The organism is Micromonospora parastrephiae, from assembly GCF_016802865.1.
Classification (GTDB): Bacteria; Actinomycetota; Actinomycetes; order Mycobacteriales; family Micromonosporaceae; genus Micromonospora; species Micromonospora parastrephiae.
On record NZ_JAEVHM010000017.1, the window covers coordinates 1 to 17,851 of the forward strand.

16 protein-coding genes and 2 pseudogenes are annotated in these 17,851 nt (G+C 71.7%); 12 read left to right on the forward strand and 6 right to left on the reverse strand.

What is annotated here, in order from left to right; all coding sequences use genetic code 11:
* Both JNW91_RS06115 and JNW91_RS06120 read right to left on the reverse strand, forming a co-directional pair.
* A pseudogene (locus JNW91_RS06115) lies at positions 1 to 984 on the reverse strand (GTPase); the annotation flags it as partial.
* Positions 981 to 2,798, reverse strand: a complete 1,818-nt coding sequence (locus tag JNW91_RS06120; protein WP_203173945.1) for a GTPase family protein — start codon at positions 2,796 to 2,798, stop codon at positions 981 to 983. The gene JNW91_RS06120 and the pseudogene JNW91_RS06115, both read right to left, overlap by 4 nt.
* A gap of 220 nt (positions 2,799 to 3,018) precedes the next feature.
* Here JNW91_RS06120 and dnaK point away from each other — a divergent pair, with 220 nt between their 5' ends.
* The 5 genes from dnaK to JNW91_RS06145 all read left to right on the forward strand — a co-directional run bounded on the left by dnaK (position 3,019) and on the right by JNW91_RS06145 (position 7,771).
* Positions 3,019 to 4,887 carry a molecular chaperone DnaK gene (gene dnaK, locus JNW91_RS06125; protein WP_203173946.1) on the forward strand — a complete coding sequence of 623 codons (1,869 nt, stop codon included), beginning with the start codon at positions 3,019 to 3,021 and terminating at the stop codon, positions 4,885 to 4,887.
* A gap of 47 nt (positions 4,888 to 4,934) precedes the next feature.
* On the forward strand, positions 4,935 to 5,693 hold the full coding sequence (gene grpE, locus JNW91_RS06130; protein WP_203173947.1) for a nucleotide exchange factor GrpE: 759 nt from the start codon (positions 4,935 to 4,937) through the stop codon (positions 5,691 to 5,693).
* Between the two features lie 85 nt (positions 5,694 to 5,778).
* A complete protein-coding gene (dnaJ, locus tag JNW91_RS06135; protein ID WP_203173948.1) occupies positions 5,779 to 6,966 on the forward strand; it encodes a molecular chaperone DnaJ in 1,188 nt (395 codons plus the stop codon).
* Positions 6,967 to 6,996: 30 nt separating this feature from the next.
* A complete protein-coding gene (locus JNW91_RS06140; protein ID WP_203173989.1) occupies positions 6,997 to 7,437 on the forward strand; it encodes a heat shock protein transcriptional repressor HspR in 441 nt (146 codons plus the stop codon).
* A gap of 139 nt (positions 7,438 to 7,576) precedes the next feature.
* Positions 7,577 to 7,771, forward strand: coding sequence for a hypothetical protein (locus tag JNW91_RS06145; RefSeq protein WP_203173949.1), 195 nt, complete (start codon positions 7,577 to 7,579; stop codon positions 7,769 to 7,771).
* 77 nt (positions 7,772 to 7,848) lie between these two features.
* Here JNW91_RS06145 and JNW91_RS06150 read toward each other — a convergent pair whose 3' ends face one another.
* The 4 genes from JNW91_RS06150 to JNW91_RS06165 all read right to left on the reverse strand — a co-directional run bounded on the left by JNW91_RS06150 (position 7,849) and on the right by JNW91_RS06165 (position 11,416).
* Positions 7,849 to 8,280, reverse strand: a complete 432-nt coding sequence (locus JNW91_RS06150) for a hypothetical protein (RefSeq protein ID WP_203173950.1) — start codon at positions 8,278 to 8,280, stop codon at positions 7,849 to 7,851.
* Between the two features lie 139 nt (positions 8,281 to 8,419).
* Positions 8,420 to 9,631: a cation:proton antiporter gene (locus JNW91_RS06155; protein WP_203173951.1), complete on the reverse strand. Its 1,212-nt coding sequence runs from the start codon at positions 9,629 to 9,631 to the stop codon at positions 8,420 to 8,422.
* A 5-nt stretch (positions 9,632 to 9,636) separates the two neighbouring features.
* On the reverse strand, positions 9,637 to 10,137 hold the full coding sequence (locus JNW91_RS06160; RefSeq protein ID WP_203173952.1) for a cation:proton antiporter regulatory subunit: 501 nt from the start codon (positions 10,135 to 10,137) through the stop codon (positions 9,637 to 9,639).
* 142 nt (positions 10,138 to 10,279) lie between these two features.
* On the reverse strand, positions 10,280 to 11,416 hold the full coding sequence (locus JNW91_RS06165; RefSeq protein ID WP_203173953.1) for an epoxide hydrolase family protein: 1,137 nt from the start codon (positions 11,414 to 11,416) through the stop codon (positions 10,280 to 10,282).
* 84 nt (positions 11,417 to 11,500) lie between these two features.
* On the opposite strand from JNW91_RS06165, the gene JNW91_RS06170 reads away from it, so the two are divergent.
* The 7 genes and pseudogenes from JNW91_RS06170 (at position 11,501) to JNW91_RS06200 (ending at position 17,849) form a co-directional block, all read left to right on the forward strand.
* Positions 11,501 to 12,145 carry a TetR/AcrR family transcriptional regulator gene (locus tag JNW91_RS06170; protein ID WP_203173954.1) on the forward strand — a complete coding sequence of 215 codons (645 nt, stop codon included), beginning with the start codon at positions 11,501 to 11,503 and terminating at the stop codon, positions 12,143 to 12,145.
* Positions 12,146 to 12,230: 85 nt separating this feature from the next.
* Positions 12,231 to 14,822 (forward strand): ATP-dependent chaperone ClpB, encoded by a 2,592-nt coding sequence (gene clpB, locus JNW91_RS06175; protein ID WP_203173955.1) that lies wholly within the window; start codon positions 12,231 to 12,233, stop codon positions 14,820 to 14,822.
* A 92-nt stretch (positions 14,823 to 14,914) separates the two neighbouring features.
* Positions 14,915 to 15,322, forward strand: coding sequence for a hypothetical protein (locus JNW91_RS06180; RefSeq protein WP_309244256.1), 408 nt, complete (start codon positions 14,915 to 14,917; stop codon positions 15,320 to 15,322).
* 69 nt (positions 15,323 to 15,391) lie between these two features.
* Positions 15,392 to 15,586, forward strand: a complete 195-nt coding sequence (locus tag JNW91_RS06185; RefSeq protein WP_203173956.1) for a hypothetical protein — start codon at positions 15,392 to 15,394, stop codon at positions 15,584 to 15,586.
* Between the two features lie 82 nt (positions 15,587 to 15,668).
* A pseudogene (locus JNW91_RS06190) lies at positions 15,669 to 16,260 on the forward strand (DUF4178 domain-containing protein).
* An 89-nt stretch (positions 16,261 to 16,349) separates the two neighbouring features.
* Entirely contained in the window at positions 16,350 to 17,126 is a 777-nt protein-coding gene (locus JNW91_RS06195; protein WP_203173957.1) for a hypothetical protein, read from the forward strand.
* 72 nt (positions 17,127 to 17,198) lie between these two features.
* Positions 17,199 to 17,849: a hypothetical protein gene (locus tag JNW91_RS06200; protein ID WP_203173958.1), complete on the forward strand. Its 651-nt coding sequence runs from the start codon at positions 17,199 to 17,201 to the stop codon at positions 17,847 to 17,849.
* Positions 17,850 to 17,851 lie beyond the last annotated feature (2 nt).

Consider the following 17,851-nt stretch of genomic DNA (forward strand, 5'->3'; position numbering starts at 1 on the left):
GATGCCGGTACGCCCGTTCCACCGCCTCGGTCACCGCCGGCACGCCGGCAGCGCCGGCCAGCGCCCGGTTCAGCCCGTGCACGGTCGTGTCGTCCGGCCCACCGGCGGGCCGTGCCGAGCCGACCAGCTCGTCCAGCCCGGCGACCACCGAGTCGACGTCACCGGCGAGCCGGCGCAGGGCGGCCTGCCGCTCGGCGACCGTCCGCTCCAGCGCGCTGCGCAGCCCGACCATCCCGGCCGGGTCGATGGCGGTGGTGGCCAGCAGCGGCACGCCGGTCAGGCCGTCGGAGTCGAGCAGCCGGCGCAGGTCGTCCAGGACCCGGGGCAGCTCGGCCGGGGGCAGCCGGTCGCCTGGTTGAGCACGACCAGCGTGACGTCGCGGTGCCGGTGGAACTCGCGCAGGTAGCTGTCGTGGATGACCCGGTCGGCGTACTTCTGCGGGTCGACCACCCAGACCACCTGGTCGACCAGGCCGAGCAGCCGGTCCACCTCCAGGCGGTGGGATCGCTGCACCGAGTCGAAGTCGGGCAGGTCGAGCAGGATCAGCCCGTGCAACGCGGTCTCGTCGTCCGCGTCGAGCGCGCTCTCCCGCACGAAGCGGTGCCGGGGCAGCACACCGGTCCAGTCGAGCAACCGGTTGGCGCCCTCCAGCGGCCCCCACACGCAGGCGTGTGTGACACCGGTGGTCGGCCGGCGGACGCCGACCGGCGAGAGCTCCAGTTGGGCCAGCGCGTTGAACAGGCTGGACTTGCCGCTGCCGGTGGCGCCGGCGAGGGCGACCACGGTGTGGTCGCGGGACAACGCGAGCCGGGTGCCGGCCCGTTCGACCAGGGTGTGCGCCGGAACCAGCTCGGCGTCGGGCAGCAGGCCGTCCACCGCGGTCAGGAACCGGCGTACGGCGTCCAGGCGGGCGATCAGCGCGTCGGGGTCGACCCGCTGGTCACCCCGGAACGCCTCCCGGATCCGGCCGGTGATGTTGGTCACCGGGAGTCCTCCTCGTCGGCGGCCAGGCCGCTGCGGTGTCGGGCCAGCTCGACCCGGCCGGCGGCCCGGCGCAACCCGTCGCCGACCTCCGCGTCGGGCCGGGCGTCGGTGGTGCGGCTCAGGAAGCGGTCGGCCTCCGCGTCGAGCAGCGTCCGTACCCGTTCCAGCAGGTCACCGCGCGCCTTGGCGGCGAGGGTACGCACCGCCTGGTCGCCGAAGATCGCCTGGAGTACGGCCTGCGCGGCGACCGTCGTGCCGGCACCGGTGGCCAGCTCCAGCCCGGTCGGGATGAACGCGGTGGACGCGAACACGGCGATCATCACGGCCAGGCCGGTGGCGTTGACCGCGTACGCGGCGGTGCGGGCCACGAACCGTTTGTCGGCGCCCTCGACCCGGACCAGCTCCAGCACGCCCCGCTGCCAGTCGCGGACCATTCGTTCGGCCCGCTCGGGCAGGTCGTCGCTCGGGTGGGCGAGCGTCGGTTCGAGCAGGCCGGCTCCCGCGGGGTGCGCCTTCCACGACGTGTACGTGGCCTCGGCCGCCTCGGACGCCACCCCGCGCAGCAACGTGACCAGCTGCGACTCGATGGCGTTGCGCAGTTCGGCGGAGGGTGCCGGCCGGCCGGTGACGGCGGCGACCACCCGGTCCCGGAGACGCCCGATGCGCGCCTCCAGGGTGCGGAAGAGCTCCCCGGTGCCGACGAACTCCTGCCAGCGGGCGAGCACCTCACCGCGGAGCAGCCGGCCGTCCTGAAGGCCCTGCTCGACGGTCCGCTCGGCGCCCCGGTACGCGGCCCGGACCCGCTCGTCCAGCCCGTCCGCGGCGGCGACCTGCTCGTCGGCGGCGTCGGCCAGCTCCTCGACGGCCGGGTGCAGCGCGGCCAGCGCGCCGTCCAGGGTCTGCCGGACGACGGCGGCCCGGGCGTCGGCGTCGGCGGCCAGCCGGGCGAACCAGTCGGCCAGCGGCGCGGTGACGGCCTCGGGCAGCAGCCCCTGGCCGTCGACCCAGGTCTCGGGCAGTACGAACAGGGGTGCCCGGCCGAGGTCCTGTGCGTCGAGCATCTCGGCCAGGTGCGCGGCGATCTCGTCGGAGGCCTCGGCGGGGACCCGGTCCAGCACCATGGCGATGACCGCGCCCCGGGCCCGGGCGCTGCGCAGCAGCTCCCAGGGCACCGCGTCGGCGTACCGGGCGGCGGTGGTGACGAAGAGCCAGAGGTCCGCGGCGGCCAGCAGCTGACTGGCGAGTGCCCGGTTGGCGTCGACCACGGAATCGATGTCCGGTGCGTCGAGGAAGGCCAGCCCGGGTGGCAGGGCGGGGGCGGTGACCAGGTGCAGGGCGCGCGGATCGTCGCTCGGCTCGGTGGTGCGGGTCAGCCCGGGCAGCAGGTCGCCCTGCCGGAACCAGGCCGCGTCGGCCGGATTGCAGACCAGCACCGGGGAGCGGGTGGTGGGCCGCAGCACACCGGCGGCGCTGACCCGGGCCTTGACCAGGCTGTTGACCAGGGTCGACTTGCCCGCGCCGGTGGAGCCGCCGACCACCACGAGCAGGGGGGCGTCCAGCCGGGCGAGCCGGGGCAGCAGATAGTCGTCGAGCTGGTCGGTCAGGGCGGCGGCGGTGTGCCGGGCCGACCCGGCGGAGGGCAGGGCGAGTGGATAGCGGGTGGCGCCGATCGCGGCCCGGAGGCCCGACAGCGCGCCGGGGAGGCTGTCGTCCCCGGTGGTGGCGGGCGGCTCCTCCGCGGCGTCCGGCGGGCCGGTGCGGGCTGCGACGGCGGGCGCGCCGGAACGGGTGGCGGAATCGCCGTGCGTCGTCACCGCTAAAGCGTGCCCGACCGATGCAAGGGAAGACAACCGGACGGTAATAACGGCTGGGTTGCGTCGGGTCGACTCAAGTCGACTTGACGATTTGCCGGGGCGTGGCACTATTGAGTCAAGTTCACTCAACTTGTGGTGGGGCCCGCTGCGGGCGGCGCCCGCCAGGCAGCCACGGGCAATGCCCGTCACCTGCACAACCTTACGAAGCGAGGAAGCGAAGATGGCACGTGCGGTCGGTATCGACCTCGGCACGACGAACTCCTGCGTCAGCGTTCTGGAGGGCGGTGAGCCCACCGTCATCGCCAACGCTGAGGGCTCGCGGACGACCCCGTCGATCGTCGCGTTCGCCCGCAACGGCGAGGTGCTCGTCGGTGAGGTCGCCAAGCGCCAGGCGGTGACCAACCCGGACCGGACGATCCGCTCGGTCAAGCGCGAGGTCGGCACGAACTGGTCCGTCGACATCGACGGCAAGAAGTACACCCCGCAGGAGATCTCGGCCCGGACGCTGATGAAGCTCAAGCGGGACGCTGAGGCGTACCTGGGTGAGCAGATCACCGACGCGGTGATCACCGTTCCGGCCTACTTCAACGACAGCCAGCGCCAGGCCACCAAGGAGGCCGGCGAGATCGCCGGCTTCAACGTGCTGCGGATCGTCAACGAGCCGACCGCCGCGGCCCTGGCGTACGGGCTGGACAAGGGCTCCAAGGAGCAGACCGTCCTCGTCTTCGACCTCGGCGGCGGCACCTTCGACGTGTCGCTGCTGGAGCTCGCCGAGGGCGTCATCGAGGTCAAGTCGACCAGCGGTGACAACCACCTCGGTGGCGACGACTGGGACCAGCGGATCATCGACCACCTGGTCAAGACGTTCCGCGGTGAGCACGGCATCGACCTCGGTCAGGACAAGATGGCCCTCCAGCGGCTCCGTGAGGCCGCCGAGAAGGCCAAGATCGAGCTGTCCGCCGCCACCACCACCAACATCAACCTGCCGTACATCACCGCCGGCTCGGCCGGCCCGCTGCACCTCGACGTGACGCTGAGCCGCGCCGAGTTCCAGCGCATGACGCAGGACCTGCTGGACCGCTGCAAGGGCCCGTTCGAGCAGGCCGTGAAGGACGCGGGGATCAAGATCTCCGACGTCGAGCACGTCATCCTCGTCGGTGGTTCGACCCGGATGCCGGCCGTGACCGACCTGGTCAAGCAGCTCACCGGCCGCGACCCCAACAAGGGCGTCAACCCGGACGAGGTCGTCGCCGTCGGCGCCGCCCTCCAGGCCGGTGTGCTCAAGGGTGAGGTCAAGGACGTCCTGCTGCTCGACGTGACCCCGCTGAGCCTGGGCATCGAGACCAAGGGCGGCATCTTCACCAAGCTGATCGAGCGCAACACCACCATCCCGACCAAGCGCTCCGAGGTGTTCACCACGGCCGACGACAACCAGCCGTCGGTGCTGATCCAGGTGTTCCAGGGTGAGCGGGAGATCGCGGCCTACAACAAGAAGCTCGGCACCTTCGAGCTGACCGGCCTCCCGCCGGCGCCGCGCGGTGTGCCGCAGATCGAGGTCGCCTTCGACATCGACGCCAACGGCATCGTCAACGTGCACGCCAAGGACCTGGGCACCGGCAAGGAACAGAAGATGACGATCACCGGCGGCTCCTCGCTGCCGAAGGACGACATCGAGCGGATGCGCCGGGACGCCGAGGAGCACGCGGAGGAGGACAAGCGCCGCCGCGACGACGCCGAGACCCGCAACGTGGCCGAGGCGCTGCAGTGGCAGACCGAGAAGTTCCTCGCCGAGAGCGGCGACAAGCTGCCCACCGAGAACCGGGAGCAGCTCAACGAGGCGCTCGGCGAGCTGCGCGGCGCCCTCGGTGGTCAGGACATCGAGAAGATCAAGTCGGCGCACGAGCGGCTGGCGCAGGTCTCCCAGCAGGCCGGTTCGCTGCTCTACGCCCAGCAGGCCGAGCAGGGCCAGCAGCCGGGCGGCGAGGCCGGCCCGGGTGCGGCCGGTGCGACCGGCCCGCAGGCCGGCGGTGCCGGTGGCGGCGACGACGTGGTCGACGCGGAGATCGTGGACGAGGACGGCAAGAAGTGACCGTCGGCCTCCGACACGTATCCACGGCGAAGGGATGAGGTAGCCGCATGACGCAGAAGCCACGAGCCGTCGACCCGGACGACACCGGGTCGACGCCGGGTGGCTCCGCGCCCACGGAGCCGACCACCGGCGCCGAGGAGCGGGTCGTCATCCGCAACAACCGCAAGCTCAGCGACGCGACGGAGCCGGAGGGCGCCGCCACCGACGCGGGGAGTGACGTTCCTGCCGAGGGCCTGGTCGAGGACGCCGAGATCGTGGTCGACGAGATCGAGGTCGAGGTCAACTCCACCGACGGTCCGGAGCCCTCCGGCCCGGCGGTGGTGGACGCCCCGGCGAAGCCGGCGGACGGCGGCGGCAACGGCACGTCGCTCGGCGCCGAGCTGGAGGCGCTCCGGGCCGAGCTGGACGAGCGGACCCGGGACCTGCAGCGGGTGTCGGCGGAGTACGCCAACTACCGCAAGCGGGTCGACCGGGACCGCAGCCTGGTGCAGGAGCAGGCGACCGGCTCGGTGCTGGCCGCTCTGCTGCCGATCCTCGACGACCTGGACCGGGCTCGGGAACACGGCGACCTGGTCGGACCGTTCGGCACGGTGGCGGAACAGCTCACCACCGCGCTGGGCAAGTTCGGTCTGAACGCCTTCGGCGAGCAGGGCGACCCGTTCGACCCGACCCGGCACGAGGCGGTCGCGCACCAGACCTCGGCCGAGGTCAGCGAACCGACCTGCGTGCAGGTCATGCGGCGCGGCTACCAGCTCGGTGAGCGGCTGCTGCGCCCCGCGCTGGTCGCGGTCGCGGATCCGGAATAGTGCGAGACGGTGATCGGGCCGTCCCGCCCATCGCACGCCGGTGGGCGGGACGGCCGGGCCACGACGGTTGGAAGGGGGTGGACCGGTGAGTTCCAAGGACTGGCTCGAGAAGGACTTCTACGCCGTGCTCGGCGTGGACAAGGCCGCCTCCGCGGATGACATCAAGAAGGCGTACCGCAAGGTGGCCCGGGAGTCGCACCCGGACCACAACCCGGGCGACGCCAAGGCCGAGGAGCGGTTCAAGGCCGCGTCCGAGGCGTACAACGTGCTCTCCGACGCCGGCCGCCGCCGGGAGTACGACGAGATGCGTTCGCTGTTCGGTTCGGGAGCGTTCCGGCGCAACGCCCGGGGCGGCGGCCAGCCGGGCGGCATGCCGTTCGACGTCTCCGACCTGTTCGGCGGCGGTGCTGCCGGAGGCGGTGACCGCCGCTTCGGCGGGGCCGGCTTCCAGGACCTGTTCAGCTCGATCTTCTCCGGCGGGCAGGCCGGTGGGCAGGCCGCGCCGCGCGGTCCGGCCCGTGGCCGGGACGTCGAGACCGAGGTGGCACTGGACTTCGGCGACGCGGTGCGCGGGGTGACCCTGCCCCTGACGCTGCGTGCCCCGGGCGTCTGCGACACCTGCCACGGCAACGGGGCCAAGCCCGGCACCCAGCCGCGGACCTGCCCGGTCTGCCACGGCGCCGGGGTGACCACCCGCAACCAGGGGTCGTTCAGCTTCTCCGAGCCGTGCCGCAACTGCCAGGGTGTCGGCACGGTGGTCGAGGAGAAGTGTCCGGAGTGCCACGGCAGCGGCGGGGTCACCAAGACCCGCACGATGAACGTGCGCTTCCCGGCCGGGGTGGCCGACGGCCAACGCATCCGGCTGGCCGGGCGTGGCGAGCCGGGTGAGCGCGGTGGCCCGGCCGGCGATTTGTTCGTGCACGTCAAGGTGCGGCCGGACGAGCTGTTCGGGCGTACCGGTGATGATTTGACGCTGACCGTGCCGGTGACCTTCGCGGAGGCCGTGTTCGGCACGGACCTGCGGGTGCCCACGCTCGACGGCGCGGTGACCCTGCGGGTGCCGCCGGGCACGCCGAGCGGTCGGGTGCTGCGGGCGCGGGGCAAGGGTGTGGTCCGCCGCGACGGGCAGGCCGGTGATCTGCTGGTCACATTGGACGTGGTGGTGCCGTCCCGGTTGTCCGACGAGGCGCGCTCGGCGCTGGAGGCATTCGCCGAGCAGAGCCCGCCGGCTGCGCGGGAACATCTCGACGCTCGGGTGCGTCGGGTCAGTTAGTCCGGTGGGATGGACGCGGAGGTGAGCGGCATGTCGGGCGAGTTCCTCGGTTCGAGTGACCCTGCCTACGAGGCCAAGGTTCTGATGATCTCGGTCGCGGCGCGGATGGCGGGGATGCATCCACAGACCCTGCGCCAGTACGACCGGCTGGGGCTGGTGCAGCCCGGTCGGGCGGCTGGTGGCGGGCGTCGGTACAGCGTGCGCGACGTGGTGCTGCTGCGCGAGGTGCAGCGGCTCAGCCAGGACGACGGGATCAACCTGGCCGGCGTCAAGCGGATCATCGGACTGGAGCGGTTGCTGGAGCAGGCGCAGCAGCGGGTGGCCCGGCTGGAGGCGGAGCTGGACGCCGCGTACCGCAGGGTGGCCGAGTTGGAGTCGCTGGCCCGTTTCCCGGGCCGGGATCTGGTGCCGACCAACCGCACGTCCACCGCGCTGGTGGTCTGGCGGCCCCGCCGCACGCCCGATCGCTGACCCACCGCCCGTACCGTTCCGTTTCTTTCGGCCCGGCCCGCGCTCCGATTTCCCGGCGCGGGTCGGGCCGCTTCCGTTAGCCTGTCGATACGGGTCCAACCGGCTTAATTCGGACCTACCGACATGGCGAGGGGGAGCGATGGCGGAGCCGGCGAAGAAGGTCGCCCAACAGACCGAGGAACGGTTGGAGAACCTGGCCGACACCGTCCGCGAGAAGTTCGACAAGGTGACCGAGGGAAGCTTCCGGGACCGGATCGTCGAGGGGCGGTTCGCCGACCAGGTCGACCACGGCGTCGACCAGGCCCGAGCCGAGACCGAACGGAAGCGCGCCTGACCGGTGACGACGTGCGGGCCGGGACTCACGGGGGGTCCCGGCCCGTTCGCCTTGCTCGCTGACGGAGGTGGCTGCCGTCAGCCGAGGCGGCGGTTCTCGCGGACCAGGCCGCCCTCGCACCAGTCCCGGTAGACGAAGAGGTCGGGGCGGGCCTGCAGCACGCGGCCGTTGTGCGCCCAGATCCTCATCAGCTCGTCGCCGTCACGTTCGGCCTGCTCCACCAGCTTCCGGAAGCGGCGCTTGGGGTGGGCGCGGAAGTTCGTCCGGATGCCGTCGGCCGCGTAGATGTAGAGGCAGTGCAGGGCGAAGCGCCGGGCCGGGCAGGTCGGGTCCATCGCCAACTCGAAGAGCGTCAGCACCAGCCGGTCACCGGAGACCAGGAGGTCCCAGTCCGGTGGCATGGAAGCCAACGGCACCGAATCGGGCTGGTACGCCCACGCTCGCAACTCCGCCGGAGTCGGATCGACGGGGTTGGCGAAGCCGTGGAACGTCGACTCCTGCACGCTCACCGGCCAACCTTCCGCTCTCGCCCGCGGTGGGTACCGCCCACCCGCGAACGCTGGCTGCTGCGGCGAAACGGTAACCCGCCGCCGGGTGCTGCGGTAGTCCTTGTGAGGAGCAATTCAGCAACCGTTGGCCGGAGTGGTGTCAGTCGTGGAGCGGAACCGGCGCCGACCGTTGGGCCGCCGCGGCGGCGCGGGTGCGCAGCCACCGCTTGAACCACGGGAAGTCGGGAAGTCGGGCCAGCATCGGTCCGGTCACCACGGTGATGAGGACGTACGCCGTGGCCAGCGCGGCCAACCGCGGCTCGACGCTGCCGGCGGCGACCGCGAGCCCGGCGATGACGATGGAGAACTCACCACGGGGTACGAGTGCCAGACCGGCCCGCCATCGACCGGGTTCGGCGATGCCGACCCGGCGGGCCGCGAGGTAGCCGGTGAGCGTCTTCGTCGCCATGGTGACCACGGCCAGCGCGAGCGCCGGCAGCAGCACCGGCGGGATGTCCCGTGGGTCGGTGACCAGGCCGAAGAAGACGAAGAACACCGCGGCGAACAGGTCCCGCAGTGGGGAGAGCAGTTCGGTGGCGTGGTGCGCCACCGGGCCGGAGAGCGCGATGCCGACCAGGAACGCGCCGACCGCCGCCGAGACCTGGAGCTTCGCCGCGATGCCGGCGATCAGCAGGGTCAGACCGAGGACGCCGAGCAGCAGCGCCTCCGGATCCTTCGCCGACAGGGCGGACGAGATCAGGTGGCCGTACCGGATGGCGACCACCAGCACGATCAGTACCGTGCCCACCGCCACGGTGAGCGCGATGCCGCCGCCGAGCAGGCCGGTGCCGGCCAGCACCGCGGTGACCAGCGGCAGGTAGAGCGCCATCGCCAGGTCCTCGATCACCAGGACCGAGAGGATGACCGGGGTTTCCCGGTTACCGAGTCGGCCCAGGTCGGCGAGGACCTTGGCGATCACCCCGGAGGAGGAGACCCAGGTGATGCCGCCGAGCACCAGGGCGGCCACCCAGTCCCAGCCGAGCAGCAGGGCGAACGCCGCGCCGGGCAGCGCGTTGAGTACGCCGTCGATCAGCCCGGCGGGTGCCGCCGAGCGGAGGTTGCCGACAAGTTCGTTGGCCGAGTACTCCAGGCCGAGCATCACCAGCAGCAGGATGACGCCGATCTCGGCGCCGACCGCGAAGAACTCCTCGCTGGCCGCGAGCGGAAGCAGCCCGCCGTGCCCGAACGCGAGCCCGGCCAGCAGGTAGAGGGGGATGGGTGAGAGACCGACGCGACGGCTGAGCCGACCGAGGACACCGAGCAGGAACAGCAGCGCGCCGACTTCGACGAGCAGTGTGGTGGAATCGTGCATCCGCCTCAGCCGTCCGGGTCACTGTCGGCGAGGATGGCGGACACGCCGTCGAGGCCCTTGCGGGTCCCGACGACGACCACCACGTCACCGGCGGCGAAGCGGAAGGTGGGAAGCGGCGAGACGATGACCTCGCCGTCGCGCAGCACCGCCACGATGGAGGCGCTGGTGCGGGTACGCGCCTTGGTGTCACTGAGTTGCCGGTTGACGTACCGCGACCCCGCCGAGATGGCGATCTGCTCGGTGAGCAGACCGGCGGCCTGCTCCCGCAGCCCGGAGAGCTGACCGAGCATCAGCGACGCGCCGAGGATGTCGGCCAGCGCCTCCGCCTCGTCGTCGGTCAGGGGGATGTCCGCCTGGCAGGAGTCGGGATCGTCGGGATCGTAGAGGACGAGATCACGGCGACCGTTGCGGTGGGAGACGACGCCCAGGCGGCGTCCGGACTCCGTCACCAGATCGTGGCGTACCCCGATCCCGGGTAAGGCGGTCTGCTCGACACGTACTCGCACCCGCCAAGGCTACCGCTAGGTAAACAGAAGGCAGATCTTGGAACGAGCGCGCGCATGATCCACCCGATATCGCCGACATCGGGGTATCCGGCGGTGGGATACCCCGACATCAGCGATGTCGTGCCGATCATGAACCTTGACGTCAGCGGAGGCTGGCGAAGAACTCGCGGAGGTCGGCGACCAGGACATCGGTGGTCTGGTGGGCGGCGTAGTGGCCCCCGACGTCCCCGTGCCCCTCGACATCGGTCCGGTACGCGGTCCAGCGGACGATGTTCGCGTGGTCCCGCTCGGCGAATCGGCGGATCGACTGGAAGTCGCCGGGGAACATGGCCAGCGCGGTTGGCGCCGTGGTCGGCTCGGTCGACGACTCGTCGGCGTGGGCGTCCTCCCAGTAGAACCGGATCGCCGAGGCGGCAGTGCCGGTGAACCAGTACAGCGCCACGTTGCCCAGGATGAAGTCCGCGTCCAGGCCCTCGTCGAAGAGTTGGGCGTTCCAGGCCAGCAGCCCGACCGGCGAGTCCGCCAGCGCGAACGCGAGGGTCTGCGGCTGCTGGCTGTGCACCTGGTTGAAGGAGAACTTGTTCTCGTAGAACCACTGGAGGTGCTTGAGCGCCGCCTGGTCCGCCTCGGACAGCCCGGCGAACTCGGCCGGGTCGCCGGAGGGGAACGAGAAGAGCTGGGTGACGTGTACGCCCAGCACGTGTTCCCGGTCGATCCGGCCCAGCTCCGGCGCGACCATCGAGCCCACGTCGTTGCCGCCCGCGCCGTAGCTGTCGTACCCCAGTCGGTTCATCAGTTCCGCCCAGGCGCGGGCGGTGCGGTGTCGGTTCCAGCCGGTGCTGCGGGTCGGGCCGGAGAACCCGAAGCCGGGCAGCGACGGAACGACCAGGTGGAAGGCCGGCGCGTCCGGGTCGGTCGGCTCGGTGAGCGGGGCGATCACGTCGAGGTACTCCAGCACCGAGCCGGGCCAGCCGTGGGTGAGCACCAGCGGGGTGGCGTCCGGCCGGGACGACCGGACGTGCAGGAAGTGGATCTGCGCACCGTCGATCTCGGTGACGAACTGTGGGTGGGCGTTCAGCCGGGCCTCGACGGCCCTCCAGTCGAACCCGTCGCGCCACCGGTCGGCGAGGGCGCGCACGCGGTCGGTGCTCATCCCGTACGCGTCGCCGACTCCCGGCAGGTCGGCGGGCCAGATCGTGCGCTCCAGTCGGGCGGCCAGGTCGTCGAGGGCGGTCTGCGGGATCTCGACGCGGAACGGGCGGATCTCGGTGCCAGTCATGCGGGACTCCTTCGGAACGGAATGTTTCGTTCTGCATTGAGACTAGCAGACCGGAACGATCCGTTCCACTGTTAGTCTGAGGTCATGTCGACTCCACCCGCGAAGACGCTGGCCGGCCGCCGTGCCCAGGCCGCCCGCAACGACGAGGTGATCCTCGAAGCCGCCCGCGCCGTCTTCCTCGACGACCCGAAGGCCCCGATCGCCGCCGTCGCCGAACGCGCCGGCGTCGGCATCAGCGCCCTCTATCGGAGGTACGCGGGCAAGGAGGATCTGCTGCGCCAGCTCTGCCACGACGGGCTGCGTCGCTACATCGCCGAGGCGGAGGCGGCGCTCGCCGAGCCGGACGACTGGACCGCGTTCAACCGGTTCCTGGGCCGCGTGGTCGATGCCGACGTGCACTCGCTCACCGTCCACCTTGCCGGCACCTTCACCCCGACCGAGGAAATGGGTCGGGATGCCATGCGCGCCAACGAGCTGGCCGCCGCGCTCGTCGACCGGGCTCACGCCAGCGGGCGGCTGCGCCCCGACGCGGTCGCACAGGATCTGGGGCTGTTGCTGGAGGCGTGCGCCGCGGTGCGCGTACCCGATCCGGAGCGGACCGGCCAGCTGCGCCGCCGGCAGCTCGCGGTGTTGCTGGCCGGCCTGTCGACGGTGCCGGACGCCGACCCGCTGCCCGGCCCACCCCCGGCGGCCGGGGAGTTCGACTGGCGGTGGCGGCACCGGGCGTGATGGGCGCCACAGGCTAAGGTTGAGTGGAATACGCTCAACTCTGGTTGTGTCCAACCCAATGGACAACGCCGATCCGGGGGAGCCCATGAACACCGAAAGACTCACCACCAAGAGCCGCGAGACCATCACCGGTGCCGTCGCGCTGGCCAACCAGCGTGGCCACGCCACCGTGGAGCCCTGGCACCTGCTGCTGTCCCTGCTGGACACCGACGGCTCGACCGCCGCCGGCCTGCTGCGCGCCGTCGGGGCCGATCCCGCCGAGCTGCGCCGGGCCGCCCAGCGGGCGGTCGACGCCCTGCCGGCGGCACGGGGTTCCAGCATCGCCGAGCCCACCCTGGCCCGGGAGTTCGTCAACGCCATCGGCGCCGCCGAGCAGATCGCCCGGCCGCTGGGCGACGAGTACACGTCCACCGAGCACCTGCTCGCCGGCCTGGCCCGGGTGGGCGGCGGCGTGTCCGCCGCACTGAAGTCGGCCGGTGCCACCGAGGAGGCCCTGGTCGCCGCCTTCCCGACCGTCCGGGGCGGGGACCGGCGGGTCACCACCGCCGACCCGGAGCAGACCTACCAGGCCCTCACCAAGTACGGCGTCGACCTCACCGCCAGCGCCCGCGACGGCAAGATCGACCCGGTGATCGGTCGGGACTCGGAGATTCGCCGGGTCATCCAGGTGCTCTCCCGGCGTACCAAGAACAACCCGGTGCTGATCGGCGAGCCCGGCGTCGGCAAGACCGCGATCGTGGAGGGCCTCGCCCAGCGGATCGTGGCCGGCGACGTGCCCGAATCACTGCGCGACAAGAAGCTGGTCTCGTTGGACCTCGGCGCGATGGTCGCCGGCGCCCAGTACCGGGGCCAGTTCGAGGAGCGGCTGAAGTCCGTCCTGGAGGAGATCAAGAACTCCAACGGGCAGGTCATCACGTTCCTCGACGAGCTGCACACCGTCGTCGGCGCCGGCAAGGGCGAGGGTTCGATGGATGCCGGCAACATGCTCAAGCCGATGCTCGCCCGTGGTGAGCTGCGGATGGTCGGCGCCACCACGCTGGACGAGTACCGCGAGCACATCGAGAAGGACCCGGCGCTGGAGCGACGTTTCCAGCCGGTGCTGGTCGGCGAGCCGACCATCGAGGACACCATCGGCATCCTGCGTGGGCTCAAGGAGCGCTACGAGGTGCACCACGGCGTACGGATCACCGACGCCGCGCTGGTCGCCGCGGCCACCCTCTCCGACCGCTACATCACCGACCGTTTCCTGCCGGACAAGGCGATCGACCTGGTCGACGAGTCCGCGTCCCGGCTGCGGATGGAGATCGACTCCCGGCCGGTCGAGGTCGACGAGATCGAGCGGGCGGTCCGCCGGCTGGAAATCGAGGAGATGGCGCTGGCCAAGGAGCCGGACGCCGCCTCCGCCGAGCGGCTGGAGCGGTTGCGCAAGGAGTTGGCCGACAAGCGCGAGCAGCTCACCGTGCTCTCCGAGCGGTGGCAGACGGAGAAGAGCCACATCACCAAGCTCTCCACCGCCAAGGAGGAGCTGGAGCGCCTCGGCGGCGAGGCCGAGCGGGCCGAGCGCGACGGGGAGTTGGAGCGCGCCGCCGAGCTGCGCTACGGCCGGATCCCCGCGCTGAAGGTCGAGCTGAAGCAGGCCGAGGAGGAACTGGCCCGGCTCCAGGCCGACGGCGCGATGCTCAAGGAGGAGGTCGGCGCGGACGACATCGCCGCGGTCGTCGCCTCCTGGACGGGCATCCCGGCCGGCCGACTGCTGGAGGGTGAGACGGCGAAGCTGCTGCGGATGGAGGAGTCGCTGGGCGGCCGGGTGGTCGGCCAGACCGAGGCGGTCGGTGCCGTCTCCGACGCGGTACGCCGGGCGCGGGCGGGTGTCGCCGACCCGGACCGGCCGACCGGCAGCTTCCTCTTCCTCGGCCCGACCGGTGTCGGCAAGACCGAGCTGGCGAAGGCGCTCGCCGAGTTCCTCTTCGACGACGAGCGGGCGATGGTCCGCATCGACATGAGCGAGTACGGCGAGAAGCACTCCGTCGCCCGCCTGGTCGGTGCTCCGCCCGGGTACGTCGGCTACGAGGAGGGCGGGCAGCTCACCGAGGCGGTGCGTCGCCGGCCGTACTCGGTGATCCTGCTGGACGAGGTGGAGAAGGCGCACCCGGACGTCTTCGACGTGCTGCTCCAGGTGCTCGACGACGGTCGGCTCACCGACGGCCAGGGTCGCACGGTGGACTTCCGCAACGCGATCCTGATCCTCACCTCCAACCTCGGGTCGTCGGTGATCAGCGACCTGACGCTGGCCGAGGAGCAGCGCCGGGAGGGCGTACTCGCCGTGGTCCGGTCGCACTTCAAGCCCGAGTTCCTCAACCGGCTGGACGACATCGTGGTCTTCGCCTCGCTGCGGGGGGACGACCTGCGTTCCATCGTGGACATCCAGCTGGACCGGATGCGACGGCGGTTGGCCGACCGCAGGCTCGGCCTGGAGATCACCGACGCCGCTCGGGGCTGGCTGGCCGAGCACGGCTACGACCCGATCTACGGTGCCCGCCCGCTGCGCCGCCTGGTCCAGACCGCGATCGGTGACCAGTTGGCCAAGTCCCTGCTGAGCGGATCGATCCGAGACGGCGACACGGTGAAGACGGACCTGGACCCCAACACCAACACCCTGACGGTGACCCCGGCCTGACCGGGCCACCCGGCCTGATCGCGGTGATCAAGAGGTTTGCGTCATCGGGATGTCTTCCCATGACGCAAACCTCTTGATCAACAGGGTGAGAGGTGGGCGGGCGGGGAAAGGGTGAGGACATGTTCGGGATGCGCAAGGCGTGGGAGCGAGAACTGGGTGCGGCCGTCGACGAGTTGGCGGGGGCCGACACGCTCGCCTTCGGCGGGGTTGGCATCGCCGGCACGCTGCTGCCGGTGACCGAGGCGTACCACCGGGTCGAGGCCGCCCTCACCGACCACCCCGAGGAGGTACGCCGGCAGCTCGACCGCGTGCTGGCCAAGGGTTCACCCGCCGGCCGGGCGTACGCGGCCACGCTGCTGGAACGGATCGATCCCGCGGCGGCCCGAGCGGCGTGGACGTCGCTGCGGGACGACCCGACCGAGTTCACCACCTTCGTCGGCTGCGTGATGGGTCGCGAAACCCTCGGGAACTACGCCAACCAGCGCCTCGCCGCAGCATGATCCATCTGCCGGTCGGTGCCGCCCGATCGGTCCTGCCGATGGCCGACGACCCGCCGTACGTTGCGAGCCTTGAGTCCGCCCGCCGCCGCATCCCGTCCGCCCCGCCCCGCCACCGTGACCATCGCCTTCTGGCTGCAACTCGCCGTGGTGCTGGTCCTGCTCGGCCTGGCCGCGCTGACGGTGGCCCAGGCGGTGCACTTCGACGGCCAGATCGACCGGGCGGTGCGACTGGTGCCGGACGGCGCATCCGACGATCCCCGCTAGCTGAGCTGTCGGCCACAGCGCGGGCCTTCCCGGTGCCGAAGGTTGTTACCGTCTGCGCCGACGTACCTGGGGAGGTGGTCGGGTGGAAGCGCAGGTGACGTACCTGGTGGCGGCAGTTGCCGTACTCGCGGTGGTCGTCGTCGTGGTCGTCGCGCGCGCCCGGCGGGCGGCGACGGCACGGCCCGGCGGCCAGCCGGCCGAGGCGCCGCGCGGTGGCCCGCCACCGTCTGGCCCTGGGCGACCGCGTGCGGATCCGCCAACGGGAGTACGTCGTGAGCGGCACCATCCGCCTGGTCGAGGGGGACTGGAGCTGGGTGCAGCACCTGCTCGACGACGAGTCCGGCAGCCGACGCCGGCTCTCCGTGGAGGACGGTCCCGAACTGGAGCTGGTGCTCTGGACCGCCGAACCCGGTGCGACCGTCACCCCGGGCGCCCCGACCATCGACCTCGACGGCCGGCGTTACACCTGGTCCGAGACCGGGCAGGCGCGCTACACCGCCACCGGAGAGACCGACCTGCCGTCGGCCGGGACGATGCGCTACCACGACTACCAGTCCGGTGGCGCCGCGCGGCTCTCCTTCGAGGCGTACGGCGAGGAGGGCTGGAGGGTGGCCCGTGGTGACCTGCTCGACCCCGCTGACCTGACGATCCGACCCGCCGCCGGGGAACACTGAGCGGATCGGATGGGCGCGCCGGCCCGCCACGGCATGCCGGAGTGGCCGGTTGTCGATACGGTGTTGGCGCGATCTAGGGAAGGAGAATCGTGGTCGATACCCAGAGCACGCCGGCCCGTCAGCGGCCATCCATCGTGACGATTTCCAGTTACCTGCTCTTCCTGTTCCTCGCGTGCCAGGTGATCAGCGTGATCATCACGCTCACCACCATCGGTAAGACGCGTGACGCGATCCGCGACGCGTACGCGGGCAGTTCCGTCGAGAACGCCGATCAGGTGGCGGACGTCTTCTTCGCCATCGGCATCGGCAGCGCCATCCTGCTGCTGCTCCTCGCGATTGTGCTGGGCGTGCTGGCCCTGTTCAACAACCAGGGCCGTAACGGATCCCGGATCACCACCTGGATCGTCGGCGGCATCCTGGTCTGCTGCACGGGTGGTGGCCTCATCAGTGGGGCGGCCGGCAGCTTCACCACCGGCGGGGACACCGCGGGCGGTCCGAGCGGCGAGGAGATCCAGCGCCGCATCGAGGATGCCATGCCATCCTGGGCCACCCCGGTCAGCCTCCTGCTGGGCGTGGTCAGCCTGCTCGCGCTGCTCACGGCGCTGATTCTGCTGGCGCTGCCGAAGGCCAACGCGTTCTTCCGCAAGCCCGCCGCGGGCTGGGAGCCGCCGACCCCGGGGGCAAGCTACCCGGGCTACCCGCAGGCTCCGGGGCAGTCCGGCCAGCCGGGTTACCCGCCGACCGGCGAGCCGGGCTACCCGTCGACGCCGGGACCGGAACAGCCGGGTAAGCCGCCGTCCAGTGCGGACCGGCCCGACGACACTCCGCCGGCCGACCGTCCCGGCACGACCCCGCCGTCGAGTTGACGGCTCGGTAAGCACGACGCCGACGATCCCTCCGAGTAGGTTGCAAGCCGACGCCTACCGGAGGGATTCGTCGTGTCGTACCCCGAATCGGCACCGGCCCGACGGCCCGCCGTGGTCCTGCTGGCCACGGCGGTGCTGTTGGTGATGGCGGTTGCCGCGCTCGCGTACACCGTCGTCGACCTGGCGGTGCTGGGGCGGACGGTCGACGCGTTCCGCTCGGCCGCCCGGGACACGTCGGCGAGCCCCCAGGAGATCGACGACGTGGTGACCGTGCTGCGGTTGTCCGCGGTGCTGTCGGCGGTGCTGGCGGCGATCTCCGCGGTCCTGCTGGCCGGCCTGGCCCTCGGGCTGCTGGCCGGCCGGCGCGGCGTTCGGGTGGCCACCTGGGTCGTCTGCGGGCTCGGTCTGCTCGCCGGCTGTTGCAGCGTGGCGGTGCTCGTCGGTGAGCGCGCCGCGCCGCTGCGGCTGGGCGACGGCGAACGGTCCACCGCCGAGCTGCTGGGCCTGATCGCGGACGCGTACCCGTCATGGTGGATTCCGGTCAACGCCGGGCTTTCCGTGGGGCAGGGCCTCGGTTACCTTGTGGTAGCTACGCTGCTGGCGCTGCCGGCGGCGAACACCTGGTTCGGTCGGCACCGACTGTCGGCACCGACCGTGTCGTCCGCTCCGCCCGGGTTTCCGCCCGCCCCGTACCAGCCATCGTCCCCGTATCCGCCCAGGTGAGG